We start from the raw sequence: 14,680 nt of genomic DNA, 5'->3' as shown, positions 1-14,680 counted from the left end.
GGCAGGGGCTTGCCCTGCTCGGCGGTGAGGATGCGGCCAAGGTCGTCCTTGTGCTGGATCATCAGGTTGAACCAGGCGCGCAGGATCTCGGCGCGGTCCTTGGCGGTGCGCTTGGACCAGGTTTTCTGGGCGACCTCGGCTGCGGCGATGGCGCGCGCGGTCTCGGGCTGGCCCAGGCGCGGCACATGGCCGATCAGCGCCCCGGTCGAGGGGTTCGTCACCGCGATCCCCGCGCCATTCGCCTCGATCCATTCGCCGCCGATCAATGCCGCCTGCCGAAGCAGGCCAGGGTCTTGCAAATCCATCTCAGTCCTCCAATCAACGGATTATAGAAGCAGGCTCATCGGGTTCTCGATGCCATCCTTGAAGGCGGCCAGAACCTGTGCCCCAAGCGCCCCGTCGACCGAGCGGTGGTCGACAGAGAGCGTGACCGACATCACATCGGCCAGCACGATCTGGTCGTCGCGCCCGACCGGGCGGCGCTCGGACGCGCCCACGGCCAGAATGCAGCTTTGCGGCGGGTTGATGATCGCCGAGAAGGTCTTGACCCCGTACATCCCGAGGTTCGAGACCGAAAACCCGCCACCCTGATATTCCTCGGGGCGCAGCTTGCCCTGATGGGCGCGGGCGGCCAGCGCTTTCATTTCCGCCGAAAGCGTGCCAAGGCTCATCCGGTCGGCCCCGCGCAGGATCGGCGTGATCAGCCCGCCTTCGGTCGCCACCGCGACCGAGATGTCGACATCGGCCAGTTGCAGGATCTCATCGCCGTTCCAGATGACATTGGCGGCGGGATGCAGGCGCAGCGCGCGGGCGGCGGCCTTGATGACGAAATCATTGATCGAGATGCGGGGCGACTTGTCGCCGCCCTCGTTCACCTGCGCGCGCAGCGCCAGAAGCGCGTCCAGCTCGCAATCGACCGACAGGTAGAAATGCGGGATCGAGGTCTTCGCCTCGACCAGACGGCGCGCGATGGTGCGGCGCATGTTCGACAGGGGCAGCGCCTCATGGGGGCCGATGCCGGGCGGGGTCGCTTGCGGTTGAGCAGCGGGCATGGCGGGCGGCGTGACGGGTGCCGCGAGCAGCCGCTCTACGTCCAGCTTGACGATGCGGCCACGCGGGCCGCTGCCGGTGACGCCCTGAAGATCCAGACCCGCCTCGGCCGCCAGACGCCGGGCCAGAGGCGAGGCCGCATGCTTGCGCTCACCTTTAGGGGCCGTCGTTGCGGCAGTCGCAGGGGTCGCGGGACCCGCTGCAACTGCCGCCGGAGGCGCGGCGGGCGCGGGGGAGGACGCCCCCGCCGCAGGAAGGCTTTCGCCCTCGGCCAGAACGGTCGCGATGATCTGGCCCACGTCGGCGCGCTGGCCATCGGCGATGGCGATGCGGCCAAGGATGCCGTCGGCTTCGGCCTCAAGCTCCATCGTGGCCTTGTCGGTTTCCACTTCCGCGATGGGCTGGCCCTTGCGGATCGGATCGCCCGCAGCGACCAGCCATTTCGCGATGACCGCGTCTTCCATGCCAGCCGAAAGCGAGGGCAGGATGATGTCGATTGCCATGTCTATGTTCCCTTATGCCAGCGGCAGGCCCTGACCGGCCATGACGGCGCGGATGCCGGCCTCGATGTCCTGCGGGCGGGCGCAGGCCGCGCCCTCCAGCACTTTCGAGATCGAGGGCGAGGCCTCGCCGCCATGCACGCGGGCGATGGGCTGGTCCAGATAATCGAAGACGCGGCGCTGCAGCTCATCCGTCAGAAAGCCGCCGTAAGAGGTGCCGACGGCCCCCTGTTCGACGATCAGCACGTTGTTGGTCTTGCGGACCGAGGCCTCGATCATCTCCCAGTCAAGGCCCGCCCGATCCAGCGAGCGTAGGTCGATGATCTCGGCATCGACGCCCAGTTCCTCGACCACTTTGCGGGTCTTCTCGACCATGGCGAGATAGGTCAGGATCGTCAGCTTGCCGCCTTCGCGCACCATCCGGGCCTTGCCCAGCGGGATGCAGTAATCAAGGTCGTCGACCGGCGCGGTGCCCTTGGAGTTGTAAAGATCGACATGCTCGATCACCAGCACCGGGTCGTTGCAGCGCAGCGCCGAGTTCATCAGCCCGACATAGTCGAAGGGCGTCGAGGGCGCGACGATGCGCCAGCCGGGCGCGGTCGCAAAGATCCCCGCCGGGTCCATCGAGTGCTGCGAGCCATAGCCCGTGCCCATCGCGACCTTGGTGCGCAGGACCAGCGGCATGGCGCTTTCGCCGCCGAACATGTGGCGGAACTTGCCGATCTGGTTGAAGACCTGATCGGCGGCGACCCACATGAAATCGGGATACATGAATTCGATCACCGGGCGCACGCGACCGTCAGCGGCCATCCCGGCAGCAAGGCCGGTGAAGGCGTTTTCGGCGATGGGCGTGCCAAGGCAGCGGTCGGGGAAGCGCGCCGACAGGCCGCGCGTCGCGCCATTGGTGCCGCCCTTCAGCCGGTGCACATCCTCGCCCATGACAACGATGCGCGGGTCCTCGGCCATACGGCGTTCCATGACATCGGCCACGACCTCGATGAACTTGGCGTTGTCATTCAGGGCGCCGGTGAAGCCCGGCTCTTCGAGATAGCGCGCGCCCTCCATCTCGGACAGGTCGCCGCGCAGGCCATAGTCGCGGAAGCTTTCCTCGGGCCAAAGCGCGGGAAGGATGCGCTTCTTGCCCTCGACCGTCTCGATCATGGTCGCGGCGATTTCCTCCATCATCTGCTGGCAGTTGGCGCGCAGCTGCGCCACGGCATCCTCGCCGATGATCTGGCGCTGCTGCAGGTCCTGGGCCATGGCGGTCAGCGGGTCGCGGCCGCGCCATTCGGCCTCTTCCTCTTTGCTGCGATAGCCGAAGGCCGAGCCGGGCAGGGGCCCGTTCTGGTGGAAGAAGCGGTAAAGATCGGCCTCGATGATGGTGGGGCCCTGGCCCGCGCGCATGATCTCATTGGCTTGCTGGGCGGCCAGATAGACCGACAGCGTGTCCATGCCGTCGACCTTGAACGAAGGGATGCCGAAGGCCAGCCCGCGCGCGGAAAGGCGCGTCTCGGCCGTCACTTCCTCGACATTCGTGGACACGGCATAGCGGTTGTTTTCGATGAAGAAGCAGATCGGCAGCTTCCACGCGGCGGCAAGGTTCATCGTCTCCAGAACCGAGCCGATATTGACCGCGCCATCGCCGAAATAGGTATAGACGACGTCGCCCGTGCCCGCCTGCTTATGCGCCCAGGCCGCACCTGCCGCCATCGGCACGCCGCCGCCCACGATGGCATTGGTGCCAAGGTTGCCGCTCTCAGACCAACGCAGGTGCATCGAGCCGCCGCGCCCCTTGCAGAACCCATCCGACAGGCCAAGGATCTCGGCCAGGGTGCGGCTGGCCAGCGCGCGCAGATCATCGCCGAAAGGCTGCGTCGGGTCGATCTGGTCGCTGACATAGGCCAGCGCTTTCGCCAGAAACTGGTGATGCGCGCGGTGCGAGCCGTTGACCTGATCACTTGGCCGCATCGCCAGCGCCGAGCCCACCGCGCCGCCTTCCTGCCCGATGGCGGAATGCGCGGGGCCATGCACCAGCCCTTGCCCGGCCAGATCCAGAACCTTCTCTTCGAAGGCGCGGATCAGGTGCATCTGGGCCAGCATCGTCAGGCCGGTCTTGGGGTCAAGCGCGGCGCGATCCTCGGGCGTGGCGGTGATCTCGCGCCAGGGGGCGGCGGGGGTCAGGTCGGTCAGAATGGGCATGTCAGGGTCCGGGTTTGAAAGGGCGGTCAGGCGGCCAGAAAGCCGCCATCGACGGGCAGCACGGTGCCGGTGATGAAGCTGGCCATGTCCGAGGCAAGGAACAGGACCGGGTCGACGATCTCGCGCGTCTCGCCGATGCGGCCCAGCATGACGCGGTTCATGAACCAGTCCGCGCCGCCGGGACGGTTCAGCTGCGCCACGGCCATCTCGCTCATCATGATGCCGGGGGCGACGGCGTTGACGCGCACGCCATGCGGGGCCAGATCGCGCGCCATCACCTGCGTGAGCGAGCGAACGGCCCCTTTCGAGACCACATATCCGGCGGTCGAGCCGCCCGCGACGAAGCCCGCGACCGAGGACAGGTGCACGACATTGCCCTTCCGGGCGATCAGCGCGGGCACGAAGGCTTGCGAGGTGTTGAACGTGCCCTCAAGGTTCACGCCGATGACCCGGTCCCAGACCTCGGTCACCGCGGGGTCGTCGAAGCTGGCGCGACCGGCGACACCGGCGTTGTTGACCAGCACGTCAAGGCCGCCATCGTGCGCCAGAATACGCGCGGCCAGTGCGGCGGTGGCGGCGCGGTCGGTGACGTCCAGCACCTCGGCGCGGGCGTCATGGCCCTCGGCGCGCAGGGCCTCGGCCTCGGCGGTAATGCCCTCGGCATTCAGGTCGGCGAGGATCACGGCGGCCCCGGCTTCGGCCATGCCCCGGGCGATGGCGGCCCCAAGGCCGCGCCCCGCGCCGGTCACCAGCACGAGCCTGTCTTTCAGCAATTGCGACATGGGTTTGTCCTTTTGGTTCAAGGCGCTGCGGCCTAGAGCATGTAGATGCCGCCGTTCACATGGACGGTTTCGCCGCTGATGAACGAGGCTGCGTCCGAGCAGAGGAAGGCCACGACCCGCGCGATCTCGGCCGGGTGGCCCAGGCGCGCCAGCGGGGTCTGTGCGATGGAGCTGTCGGCGCGGGTCTGCAGCAGATCGCGCGTCATCGGCGTCTCGATGATGCCGGGGGCGACGGCGTTGACGCGGGTGCGCGGCCCAAGCTCGCGCGCCAGGCTGCGCGTCAGTGAGGTTAGCGCCCCTTTCGAGGCCGAGTAATGCGCATTGGTGAACGCGCCGCGATGCCCGGCCAGCGAGGTCAGGTTGACGATGGCCGAGCCCTCGGCCAGCGCGCCCTGCACCCGGCTGAGCAGATAGAACACCCCGTCGAGGTTGATCGACAGCGTCCGCCGCCACTGGTCATCGGTCATCTGCGCAAAGGGTTCAGCCAGATAGATCCCGGCCGAGGGGACGACGTAATCCACCGTCCCGAAGGCCGCGACCGCCGCATCGACCAGCGCCTGTGCCGAGGCTGGGTCGGCCGCGTCCAGCGCCTGCACATGCTTGCCACCCACGCCGCCAAGACCCGCCGCGAAACTGGCCAGTTCCGCCTGATCGCGGTCGGCCAGCACAAGGTTCGCGCCCGCATCGGCGAACAGCGCCGCAATCTCGCGGCCGATGCCGCCATTGGCCCCGGTCAGAAGCAGGGTCTTGCCTGAAAAGTCGAATGTTATCTGCACGATGACTGGCCTTGCGCCGAATGGTTCGGACGCGCCGCAAGGGCGGGAACAGACATGCTTCACCTCCCATGGCATGCGCGTTTGATGGGCTGACATTTCCACAAACTGGTCAGGCCAGTCAATGATGTTATTTGTTATAACGTGAAAATTCATCGCGCCTCTGGGGTGTTTTGCACGCAAACGCTTGAAATGCAGGCATCCGGTTGCGATAAACTGGTCTGACCAGTTTTTGCGCGATGCGCGATCGGCACGGAAAAAGGGGAATCGCTCTGGACAAGGCTGACACCGGGCGGCAGGCGCGCGACCTGCCCGACGATCTGGCCGCACGCCTCGCCGCGCGGGTTCGGGGCGGCGAATTCGCGCCCGGCGCGCGCCTGCCCAGTGAGCGTGACCTCAGCGCGGAATATGCCGTCTCGCGCCCCGTCGTGCGTGAGGCCATGTCGCATCTGAAATCCGCCGGTCTGGTCGAGGCGCGGGCCGGTTCCGGCGTCTATGTGACCGCCAATGCCGAGGCGCGCGCCTTCCGCCTGCATCCCGTCGATCTGGAACAGGACGAGTCGCTGGCGCAGGTGATGGAGCTTCTGATGGCGGTCGAGGTGGCCGCCGCCCGCAGCGCCGCGACGCATCGGACCGAGGCGGATCTCAAGCACATCCGGCGCGAACTTCTGGGCATGGAATATGCCATCGCCAGCGACCGGCTGGGTGACGATGAAGATTTCGCCTTTCATCAGGCCATCGTCGCGGCGACGCATAACCCTTATTTCGTGTCGCTCTGCAGCCATCTCGACTATGGCGTGCGCCGCGTGATCCGGGCGACGCGCAGCAACACCCGCCGTCATATGGCGGGGATGCAGGACGCGGTGCAGGGCGAACATCGCGCCATCTATGACGCCATCGCCGCAGGCGATGCCGAGGGTGCGGCCCGCGCCGCCGGGGCGCATCTGCAGAACGCGGTGAAGCGGCTGCAGACCGCGCGCGACGCCGAGGCGTGATCCGGGCTGCCGTCAACGAAATCTTAGGGAAGCTGGCTTACTTCCTGGATTGACGCTTCATTTTTGGGGCTAATTTCCAGGAGGCAGGCTTGGAGCGCTTCGAGGCATTGGCCGAACAGATCCGCCAGTTGCGGATGGCGCGGCATTTCGGCCAGATCTATGCGATTCAGGGCGGACTGGTGCAGGTCGTGGGGCTGGTGGGCCATGCCTCGGTGGGCGACCGCGTCTCATTCCCGCTGCCCTCGGGGGATCTGCTTTTCGGAGAGGTGGTGGCCCTGCAGGCGCGGCTGGCCGCCGTCTTGCCGGACGGGCCGGTCGACGGGCTGGCCATCGGTCTGCAGGCCGAATTGCTGGGCGCGCCCCGGCTTGCCCCCGCTGACAGCTGGATCGGCAGGGTGATCGACCCGTTCGGCCAGCCTTTGGACGGGCGACCCCTGGCACAGGGCAGGGTGCAGCGCGGCTTTCGTACGCCGCCACCGCCTGCCGCCACGCGCAAGCGCCTTGGCGCGCGACTGGGGACGGGGCTTGCTGTCTTCGACACGTTGCTGCCGCTGGTCCGGGGGCAACGGATGGGGCTGTTCGCGGGCTCGGGCGTCGGGAAATCGACCTTACTTTCGGCACTCGCGCGCGGTGTCGCGGCGGATGTCGTCGTGATCGCCCTGATCGGAGAGCGGGGGCGCGAATTGCGCGAATTCATCGAGGAGGTGCTGGGCCCCGAAGGCATGGCGCGCGCCGTCGTGGTGGCCGCGACCTCGGACCAGTCGCCCCTGATGCGCCGACGCTGCGCCTGGTCCGCGATGACCGTGGCCGAGCATTTTCGCGATCGCGGGCATCACGTCCTGTTTCTGGCCGATTCGATCACTCGGTTTGCCGAAGCGCATCGCGAAATCGCGCTGACCGCGGGCGAAAGCCCCAGCTATCGCGGGTTCCCGCCCTCAACCTCGCATCTGATCATGTCGCTGGCCGAAAGGTCCGGCCCTGGCCCCGAAGGCGCGGGGGACATTACGGCGATTTTCAGCGTGCTGGTCGCAGGCTCGGATATGGAAGAGCCGGTGGCCGACATCCTGCGCGGCGTGCTGGACGGTCACGTTGTGCTGGACCGCGCCATCGCCGAGCGGGGACGGTTTCCGGCGGTCGATGTGCTGCGCTCGGTCTCGCGCTCGCTGCCGCATGCGGCCACGGGTTCCGAAAACGCGCTGATCGGGCGGGCGCGGGCGATGCTGGGAACATATGCGGAATCCGAGCTGATGATCCGCGCCGGTCTTTACGCGGCAGGGTCTGACCCGAGGCTTGACGAGGCCGTGCGGCTTTATCCGGGGCTTGATGCCTTCGTCAGCCGCACCAGCCCCGAGATCGCGCAATCCTTCGGCTTGCTGGCGCAGGCGCTGTCAGGACCGCCGCCGAAAGCTGCGGCCTGATACGGGTGCTTCGGCTATTGGCAGAGACGCCAGTCGCTGTTGCGCGCCTTGATGTCCAGATGCAGGTGATCGTCATGGGCAGCGTTCGATCCGGGGCCCAGCACGGTCGTGAAATATAGACAGGCGCTCGCGCGGATGGCGGCCTGAAATGCGATCTCCATGCCGCCGCTGTCCTCGCGCGGTTCTATGACGAAGCGGCTGTCATCGGCAAAGCGGAAGGCCGCAATGTCAAAGGCATTGCCAAGCGCGTGCTCGGAAAGCTTGCTGCTTTCATTGCCGACCGTTGCGCGGCATTGATAGGTCGAGCCGGGCTCGATCCCCGCAAGGGAAGGTTGTCCGGGCAGGAAGCGGGTGGCGGGCTGCACCGCATCATGCAGCCAATACATCAGGCTGCGAGCGGTGTCGCAGCGCATGACCGGATCGCCGTCCAGCACCACGCCGGGCAGGATCTGGCTGACGCGGATCGGCCGGTCGATGCCGCAATCCCGGTTCGTCTCATCGGTGATGGCGGGCAGCACTTCATATTGCGCACCGTTCCACCAGATCTCCATCAGGCAGGCGGCATGGTCGAAATCGGTCTCCCGCAGGCTGCTGTGCAAAGGCGGCGCCTCGGGCTCTGCCGGGGCGGAAGGGGCCGGATCAGCGGCAGGCTTGGTCGCGCGCTTGGGATAGGCAAGTTTCGGTGTGGGGGCGGCAGGCACCGGGGGCTCGATGTCCTTCGCCTTGGGCGGCGGCGCCTCGGCCTCGGCGCTTTCGGGTTTGGGGTCGGGCCGGGGGGCAGCGTCCTGCGCCACTGCCGCGAAGGGCAGCATCAATGCGACGACCAGCCCCCGCCCCCGCATCCTCAGGGCGTCCCGGAAAGCGGCTGCGGGGCCATAATCACAGTACCCGGCTGTTCGCCTGGCAGGGTCTCGGGCAGCATGGTATCGGGGTCCGAGGGGTATTCCGGCTCATCCGGGATCGAGACACCGACCAGCGGCGGCTCGACCACAGGCTGGACGGCGGGCTGGGTGATCGGGGCCTCGACGGCCACGGGAACGGCGGGGGTCACCGCTGCTGCGACTGCACCTGCGGCGATCTCTCCGGCAACCACCGGGGCGACCGAGGTGGTGGCGGCATCCGTATTCGTCTGCGAGGTCATCGCCGCAATCGTCGCGGCCAATGCGGGTGAGCGCATCGGCGGACGTGTCGCCGCGATCACCGCCGGGGCCGAGGTCGCAGCGACCGGCGCCGCGCCTCCGGTCACATCGGCAATGCTGACACCGGGGTCGAGAAACTCGACCGTGGTGACCTTGGATTTGACCATATGAGCCAGCTCCCATGCGTCCCAGTTGGTCAGGCGCACGCAGCCATAGGATTGGTTCACGAACAGGCGCGAGGGCGTGGCCGTGCCATGGATGCCATAGGTCGGCTGGCTGAGGTCGATCCAGACCGTGCCCACCGGACCGTTCGGCCCCGGCGGCACGATCAGCACCCGATCGTTCTCGCCCTGCTTGAAATTGCGCGCGGGGTTGTAGGTATAGGTCGGGTTCAGCGCGACCGCATCGACCGTATGCGTTCCATGGGGCGAGGGCGTGGCGTCCGAGCCGACCGTCGCCGGATAATCGGCGACCAACCGGCCATTCGCGTCATAGGCGGCGACTCGGCGGGTCTGCTTGTCGACGATGATGCGCGTGACCGTCGCACGGATGGGCTTTGCCGGAACCGTCATCTGGATCGTCGCACCCGGCACGAAATCGATGCCCGGGTTCATCTTGACCAGAAACTTGTCGTCCATATGGAAGCGCTCAGACAGCTTCTCGACAATGCTGGTGTAGCCCTGTGAGGTCATGTTCGCTTTTTGCGCATAATCCGACGGGATGTTGTCGACGAGGCCGGTCGCGTCATCCTCGGTGATCGTGTACTGGCCAGTCACCGGCTCGGAGGCATAGGCCTGCAAGAGTTCCCAGACGGCATGGTCCATGATGCCGTTGACGCGAAGGCCCGCGCGGCGCTGGAAGGCCTTGATGGCGCTTTCGCTCATCCCGCCGCGCCAGCCGTCAACCACGCCCGGAGAGATGCCCGAGCGGTCCAGCAGGATTTGCACCTTCGCCGTCAGCGCGGATTGGCCGGGCGGCAGGTCGCCCCCGGTATAGGTCGCCTGCTCGATCTCGGTGGCCGAGACGCTGGCCAGCGCCCGCGACGTGGCGGGCGTGTCCTGTGCCAGCGCGGGGTGCAGCAGGGCCGGGGACAGAAGGGCAAGCGAAAACGCCAGCGAAGCGGAAAGAAGAGGGCGGTTCAGAATCATGGTGGTGCAGCCGGCGTCGCGAAAGGAATTGGACAAAAACAAACTGAACGCTTGGCCGGAATTGGGCAAGCGGCACCCGAATCAACAAATCTTGAATCGCCGTCAGAGCTGGGCGCTGAACCGGTGATGAGAGGGGAAATACTGTCGCGCGGCGGTGACCGCCAGCGTGTTTTTCCACGCCACGCGTTCGACCATCAGCACCGGGTCGCCGGGTGAGACCTGAAGCGTGCGCGCGACGAAATCAGCCTCGGCCCCGGTCGAGCTGAAGGCGAAATTGGCATGGCTGATCGGAACGTTCGAGACCATCCACTCGGCCGCGCTGATCCGGCGCAGCGTGCTTTCATCCAGCTCGGGCACGACCTCGGGCGAAATCCAGCGCTCTTCGCAGCAATAGGGCTGGCCATCGGCCAGAAAGATCGCGTTGCAGCGCAGCAGTTCATCGTCGGGGTTCAGCATCATGGTCTTGGCGAGATCGCCCGGAACCGGCGCCATCGAGACCTGATCGACCAGATAGGTGTATTGCTTGCCCTCGCCCTCGATCTGGTGGCGCAGGACATGGCGCATCAGGCGGCCGGGCAGGGGATTGTGCTGCACGACGCGCGTGCCGACCTTGCGGCGGCGATCCAGAAGCCCGGACTGGGCGAGGTTCGACAGCGCCCGGTTGACGGTCGCCCGGGCGCAGCCCAGCTCTTTCGCCAGTTCGCTTTCGGTCGGAATAAGTTCGCCATGGCGCCACTGTCCCGAGCTGATGCGTGACAGTACTTCTTCCTGGACGCTTTCCCATGTAAGGTTATAGCGCCGTTTGCCCTGCGATGTTGACGCAAGGGAATGCATGATATCTGCAGGAATTTCGGACATTATCTAAATAAGCTGGGACAAGTTGGACTGTATGGTCAGGATTGTTTCTCAGAATGGCGAAAACCCCCGAGATTGAAACCTGACAAAAAGGGCAGCTTTAAGATGTGCCCATCAAGCTGTTGTTTTGGCGTATAAAACGCCAGATTCCGCGAAAAATGGGGGGTGCGGATGATTGACAATCCCCCCGTCGGGGCAGAGTTTCCGCCTGCCTCAAGTGCTGGGAGCTGAAATTGTCCGAAGTCGCTGGCGTCCGCCCACCCGTCTCAACCACCACCTGGACCATCCTGATCGCGATCAGCCTGTGTCACATGATCAACGATGTGATGCAGTCGATGCTGTCGGCCATCTATCCGCTGCTGCAGGAAGAATTCGCGCTTGAATACTGGCAGATCGGGATGATGACCTTCGCCTTTCAGGTGACGGCCTCGCTTTTGCAGCCGGTCGTCGGGATGGTGACGGACAAGAAGCCGATGCCGCAATCGCTGTCGGTCGGCATGGGCGCGACATTCGTGGGCGTGCTGCTGCTGGCCTTGGCGCATGATTACTGGGTGCTACTGGCCGGTGCGATGCTGATTGGCGTGGGCTCGGCCGTGTTCCACCCCGAAAGCTCGCGCGTGGCGCGGGTGGCCTCGGGCGGTCGGTTCGGCACGGCGCAATCGCTGTTCCAGCTGGGCGGCAACTTCGGTCAGGCCATGGGGCCCCTGCTGGCGGCCTTTGTCGTGGTGCCGCTGGGACGGCCGTCGATTGCGATCTTTTCGGTCGCGGCGCTGATCGGCTCGGCCGTGCTGCAGCGCGTGGGCCATTGGGCTGAAGGGCGGCGCAAGGCGGCCCCTGTGCGCGAGATCCCGGCGCTGCCGCTGGCGCGCAACCGTGTGATTCTGGCGATCTCGGTTCTGGCGCTGCTGACCTTCACCAAGAACGCCTATACCGCCAGCCTCAGCAGCTATTACACCTTCTTCCTGATCGAGAAGTTCAACCTGACCGCGCAGCAGTCGCAGGTGATGCTGTTCCTGTTCCTGGGCGCGATGGCCGCAGGCGTCATGCTGGGCGGGATCTTCGGCGACCGCTTCGGGCCGCTGAAGGTCATCTGGTTCTCGATCCTGGGGGTTTTGCCCTTCACCCTGCTTCTGCCGCATGTCGGGCTGGTCGCGACCGGGGTTCTGAGCGTGATCATCGGGCTGATTCTGGCCTCGGCCTTCCCGGCGATTGTTGTCTTTGCGCAGGAGCTGGTGCCAGGTCGTACCGGGATGATTGCGGGCATCTTCTTCGGCTTTGCCTTCGGGATGGGTGGGATTGCCGCCGCTGTGCTGGGGGTGGTGGCTGACGTGCGGGGGATCGAGTATGTTTACAACGTCTGTTCCTTCCTGCCGCTGATCGGTCTTCTGACCATCTTCCTGCCGAGGATGGGACGGCTTTGAATTGAAGCGAGCCGGGGGCTCTGCCCCCGGACCCCCGGGATATTTGAACATGGAAGACAATATGACCATCAAGGCTACACCCGTCACCGCCGAAGCCTTCGCGCCGTTCGGTGAATTGCTGGCCACGCGCGAGAAGGCGTCGAAGATGATCAATGCGGGCCGCTGCGAGCGGCATCATGCGCTGGCCACGGTCGAGCGGGGCGGCGGTGAGGCGATCATCTCGATCTTCCGGTCCGAGCCGGTCAGCCTGCCCTATGACTGTGCCCTGCTGGAGCGCCATCCGTTGGGCAGTCAGGCCTTCGTGCCGCTGGGAAGCCAGCCCTGGCTGTCGGTCGTTGCCCATGATGAAGGCGGCAAGCCCGGCGCGCCGATTGCCTTTCTGATCCCCGCCGGCATGGGCGTCAATCTGCGGGCCGGTGTCTGGCATGGGGTGCTGACGCCGCTGGATCAGCCTGCCGATTTCCTGGTCGTCGACCGTGAGGGGGATGGCGTGAACCTTGAGGAAGTCGCCATCGCGCCGGTCACCATCACCGCATGAGCGGGCCAGATTTTTCCTTCGAGGAAGCCGCCTTCGCTGCGGGCGCGCGGTTCGTTGCGGGGGTGGATGAGGTGGGTCGTGGCCCGCTGGCCGGGCCGGTCAGCGCGGCTGCGGTAATTCTGGATGTCACCCGGATCCCGGAGGGGCTGAACGATTCGAAGCAGCTGAGCGCCAAGAGGCGTGCCGAATTGGCCGTGCAGATCATGGCGACCGCCGATTGGTGCGTCGCCCACGCGAGCGTCGAAGAGGTCGACCGGCTGAACATCCTGCAGGCCTCGCATCTGGCGATGTGCCGTGCCGTTCAGGGGCTGCGTCAGCGGCCCTGTCTGGCGCTGGTCGACGGCAACCGGCTGCCGCGCGATCTGCCGGTTCCGGGGCAGGCCGTGGTCAAGGGCGATGCGCGGAGCCTGTCGATTGCGGCGGCCTCGATCATCGCCAAACTGTTGCGCGATCGCATCATGGTGGATTTGGCGCAACAGCACCCCGGATACGGCTGGGACGTGAATGCGGGTTATCCGACCAAACAGCACAGGCAGGCGCTGCTAGATCTTGGCGTAACCCCACATCATAGGCGCAGCTTCGGGCCCGTCCACAAGATATTGTGTAAAGAGCCTGCGACAAGTTCTTGATTCAAAAAAGAATTTGACGGCGAATCGTCGGTGACTCATCATCTGTCCAAACACATCGGCAACCAATAGCCGAGTCTATGAGGCAGTGATGACCAAAATTGACACGAAGTCGCAGGCGACTCCGCGATCTCTTCCGCTTAACCAGATCCTTGCAGGTGACTGCATCGAGGTGATGAACAGCCTGCCCGAGGGCAGCGTTGATCTGATCTTCGCCGATCCCCCCTATAACCTGCAGTTGAAGGGCGAGCTGCATCGCCCCGACAACTCTCTGGTCGATGCGGTCGATGACCATTGGGACCAGTTTTCGAGCTTCGCCTCGTATGACCGCTTCACCCGCGACTGGCTGGCGGCGGCACGCAGGCTTCTGAAGCCGGATGGGGCGATCTGGGTGATCGGCTCGTATCACAACATCTTCCGCGTGGGGGCCGAGCTGCAGAATCAGGGTTTCTGGATCCTGAACGACGTGGTCTGGCGCAAGGCGAACCCGATGCCGAACTTCCGCGGCAAGCGGCTGACCAATGCGCATGAGACGATGATCTGGGCCTCGAAATCGGAAGCTGCGCGCTACACCTTCAACTATGAGGCGCTGAAATCGCTGAATGAGGGGGTACAGATGCGCTCGGACTGGGTGCTGCCGATCTGCACCGGGGGCGAGCGGCTGAAGGACGCCGATGGCGGCAAGGCCCACCCGACCCAGAAGCCCGAGGCGCTGCTGCATCGCGTGCTGGTCGGATCGACCAACCCGGGCGATGTGGTGCTGGACCCGTTCTTCGGCACCGGCACGACCGGCGCGGTCGCCAAGATGCTGGGCCGCGACTTCATCGGCATCGAGCGCGAAGAGGCTTACCGCGAGGTCGCCCAGAAGCGGCTGGCCCGCGTACGCAAATTCGACAGCGAGGGCATCGCCACCACCAAGGCCAAGCGCGCCGAGCCGCGCGTGCCCTTTGGCCAGGTGATCGAGCGCGGCATGCTGCGCCCGGGCGAGGAGCTTTTCTCGATGAACAGCCGCCACAAGGCCAAGGTCCGCGCCGATGGCAGCCTGATCGGCAATGACGTCAAGGGCTCGATCCATCAGGTCGGGGCCGCGCTTGAGGGCGCGCCCTCGTGCAACGGCTGGACCTATTGGCACTTCCGGCGCGAGGGGCGGATGGTCCCCATCGACGTGCTGCGCCAGCAGATCCGGGCCGAAATGGAGGCCGATGAAACCGGCCGCCGCCCGAACTGAGCCATTCC

The 14,680-nt window shown here is 65.8% G+C and carries 14 protein-coding genes; 6 read left to right on the top strand and 8 right to left on the bottom strand.

The genetic code is table 11. The features are described from left to right. The 5 genes from IQ24_RS17160 to IQ24_RS17140 all read right to left on the bottom strand — a co-directional run. The coding region (locus tag IQ24_RS17160) for an aldehyde dehydrogenase family protein (RefSeq protein WP_145399507.1) at positions 1 to 305 on the bottom strand (305 nt) is incomplete at its 3' end. A 21-nt stretch (positions 306 to 326) separates the two neighbouring features. Beyond that, a complete protein-coding gene (locus IQ24_RS17155) occupies positions 327 to 1,553 on the bottom strand; it encodes a dihydrolipoamide acetyltransferase family protein (RefSeq protein WP_145399506.1) in 1,227 nt (408 codons plus the stop codon). Positions 1,554 to 1,565: 12 nt separating this feature from the next. Further along, the gene (locus tag IQ24_RS17150; RefSeq protein WP_145399505.1) at positions 1,566 to 3,749 is read right to left on the bottom strand and encodes an alpha-ketoacid dehydrogenase subunit alpha/beta; all 2,184 of its coding nucleotides are present in this window, start codon (positions 3,747 to 3,749) and stop codon (positions 1,566 to 1,568) included. 26 nt (positions 3,750 to 3,775) lie between these two features. Continuing rightward, positions 3,776 to 4,531: an SDR family NAD(P)-dependent oxidoreductase gene (locus IQ24_RS17145; protein WP_145399504.1), complete on the bottom strand. Its 756-nt coding sequence runs from the start codon at positions 4,529 to 4,531 to the stop codon at positions 3,776 to 3,778. Positions 4,532 to 4,563: 32 nt separating this feature from the next. Further along, positions 4,564 to 5,307, bottom strand: a complete 744-nt coding sequence (locus tag IQ24_RS17140; protein ID WP_199756630.1) for an SDR family NAD(P)-dependent oxidoreductase — start codon at positions 5,305 to 5,307, stop codon at positions 4,564 to 4,566. Between the two features lie 236 nt (positions 5,308 to 5,543). On the opposite strand from IQ24_RS17140, the gene IQ24_RS17135 reads away from it, so the two are divergent. Beyond that, on the top strand, positions 5,544 to 6,299 hold the full coding sequence (locus IQ24_RS17135) for a FadR/GntR family transcriptional regulator (protein ID WP_145399503.1): 756 nt from the start codon (positions 5,544 to 5,546) through the stop codon (positions 6,297 to 6,299). Positions 6,300 to 6,388: 89 nt separating this feature from the next. Continuing rightward, entirely contained in the window at positions 6,389 to 7,717 is a 1,329-nt protein-coding gene (locus tag IQ24_RS17130) for a FliI/YscN family ATPase (protein WP_277872915.1), read from the top strand. Between the two features lie 14 nt (positions 7,718 to 7,731). On the opposite strand, the gene IQ24_RS17125 is transcribed toward IQ24_RS17130, so the two are convergent. From IQ24_RS17125 to IQ24_RS17115, 3 genes are all read right to left on the bottom strand, one after another. Then, positions 7,732 to 8,559, bottom strand: a complete 828-nt coding sequence (locus IQ24_RS17125; RefSeq protein WP_145399502.1) for an extensin-like domain-containing protein — start codon at positions 8,557 to 8,559, stop codon at positions 7,732 to 7,734. Positions 8,560 to 8,561: 2 nt separating this feature from the next. Then, positions 8,562 to 10,004, bottom strand: coding sequence for a L,D-transpeptidase family protein (locus IQ24_RS17120; protein WP_145399501.1), 1,443 nt, complete (start codon positions 10,002 to 10,004; stop codon positions 8,562 to 8,564). 102 nt (positions 10,005 to 10,106) lie between these two features. After that, positions 10,107 to 10,838: a GntR family transcriptional regulator gene (locus IQ24_RS17115; RefSeq protein ID WP_242008298.1), complete on the bottom strand. Its 732-nt coding sequence runs from the start codon at positions 10,836 to 10,838 to the stop codon at positions 10,107 to 10,109. A 332-nt stretch (positions 10,839 to 11,170) separates the two neighbouring features. On the opposite strand from IQ24_RS17115, the gene IQ24_RS17110 reads away from it, so the two are divergent. From IQ24_RS17110 to IQ24_RS17095, 4 genes are all read left to right on the top strand, one after another. Then, entirely contained in the window at positions 11,171 to 12,280 is a 1,110-nt protein-coding gene (locus IQ24_RS17110; protein ID WP_145399518.1) for an MFS transporter, read from the top strand. Positions 12,281 to 12,341: 61 nt separating this feature from the next. Then, positions 12,342 to 12,818 (top strand): ureidoglycolate lyase, encoded by a 477-nt coding sequence (locus tag IQ24_RS17105; protein ID WP_242008297.1) that lies wholly within the window; start codon positions 12,342 to 12,344, stop codon positions 12,816 to 12,818. Beyond that, positions 12,815 to 13,447, top strand: coding sequence for a ribonuclease HII (locus IQ24_RS17100; RefSeq protein ID WP_145399498.1), 633 nt, complete (start codon positions 12,815 to 12,817; stop codon positions 13,445 to 13,447). Before IQ24_RS17105 ends, IQ24_RS17100 begins: the two co-directional genes overlap by 4 nt. Before the next feature lie 88 nt (positions 13,448 to 13,535). Continuing rightward, entirely contained in the window at positions 13,536 to 14,672 is a 1,137-nt protein-coding gene (locus IQ24_RS17095; protein ID WP_199756629.1) for a site-specific DNA-methyltransferase, read from the top strand. Positions 14,673 to 14,680 lie beyond the last annotated feature (8 nt).

This window comes from Paracoccus sulfuroxidans (assembly GCF_007830335.1).
GTDB classification, from domain to species: Bacteria; Pseudomonadota; Alphaproteobacteria; order Rhodobacterales; family Rhodobacteraceae; genus Paracoccus; species Paracoccus sulfuroxidans.
This window is presented reverse-complemented; position numbering and strand designations above follow the sequence as displayed.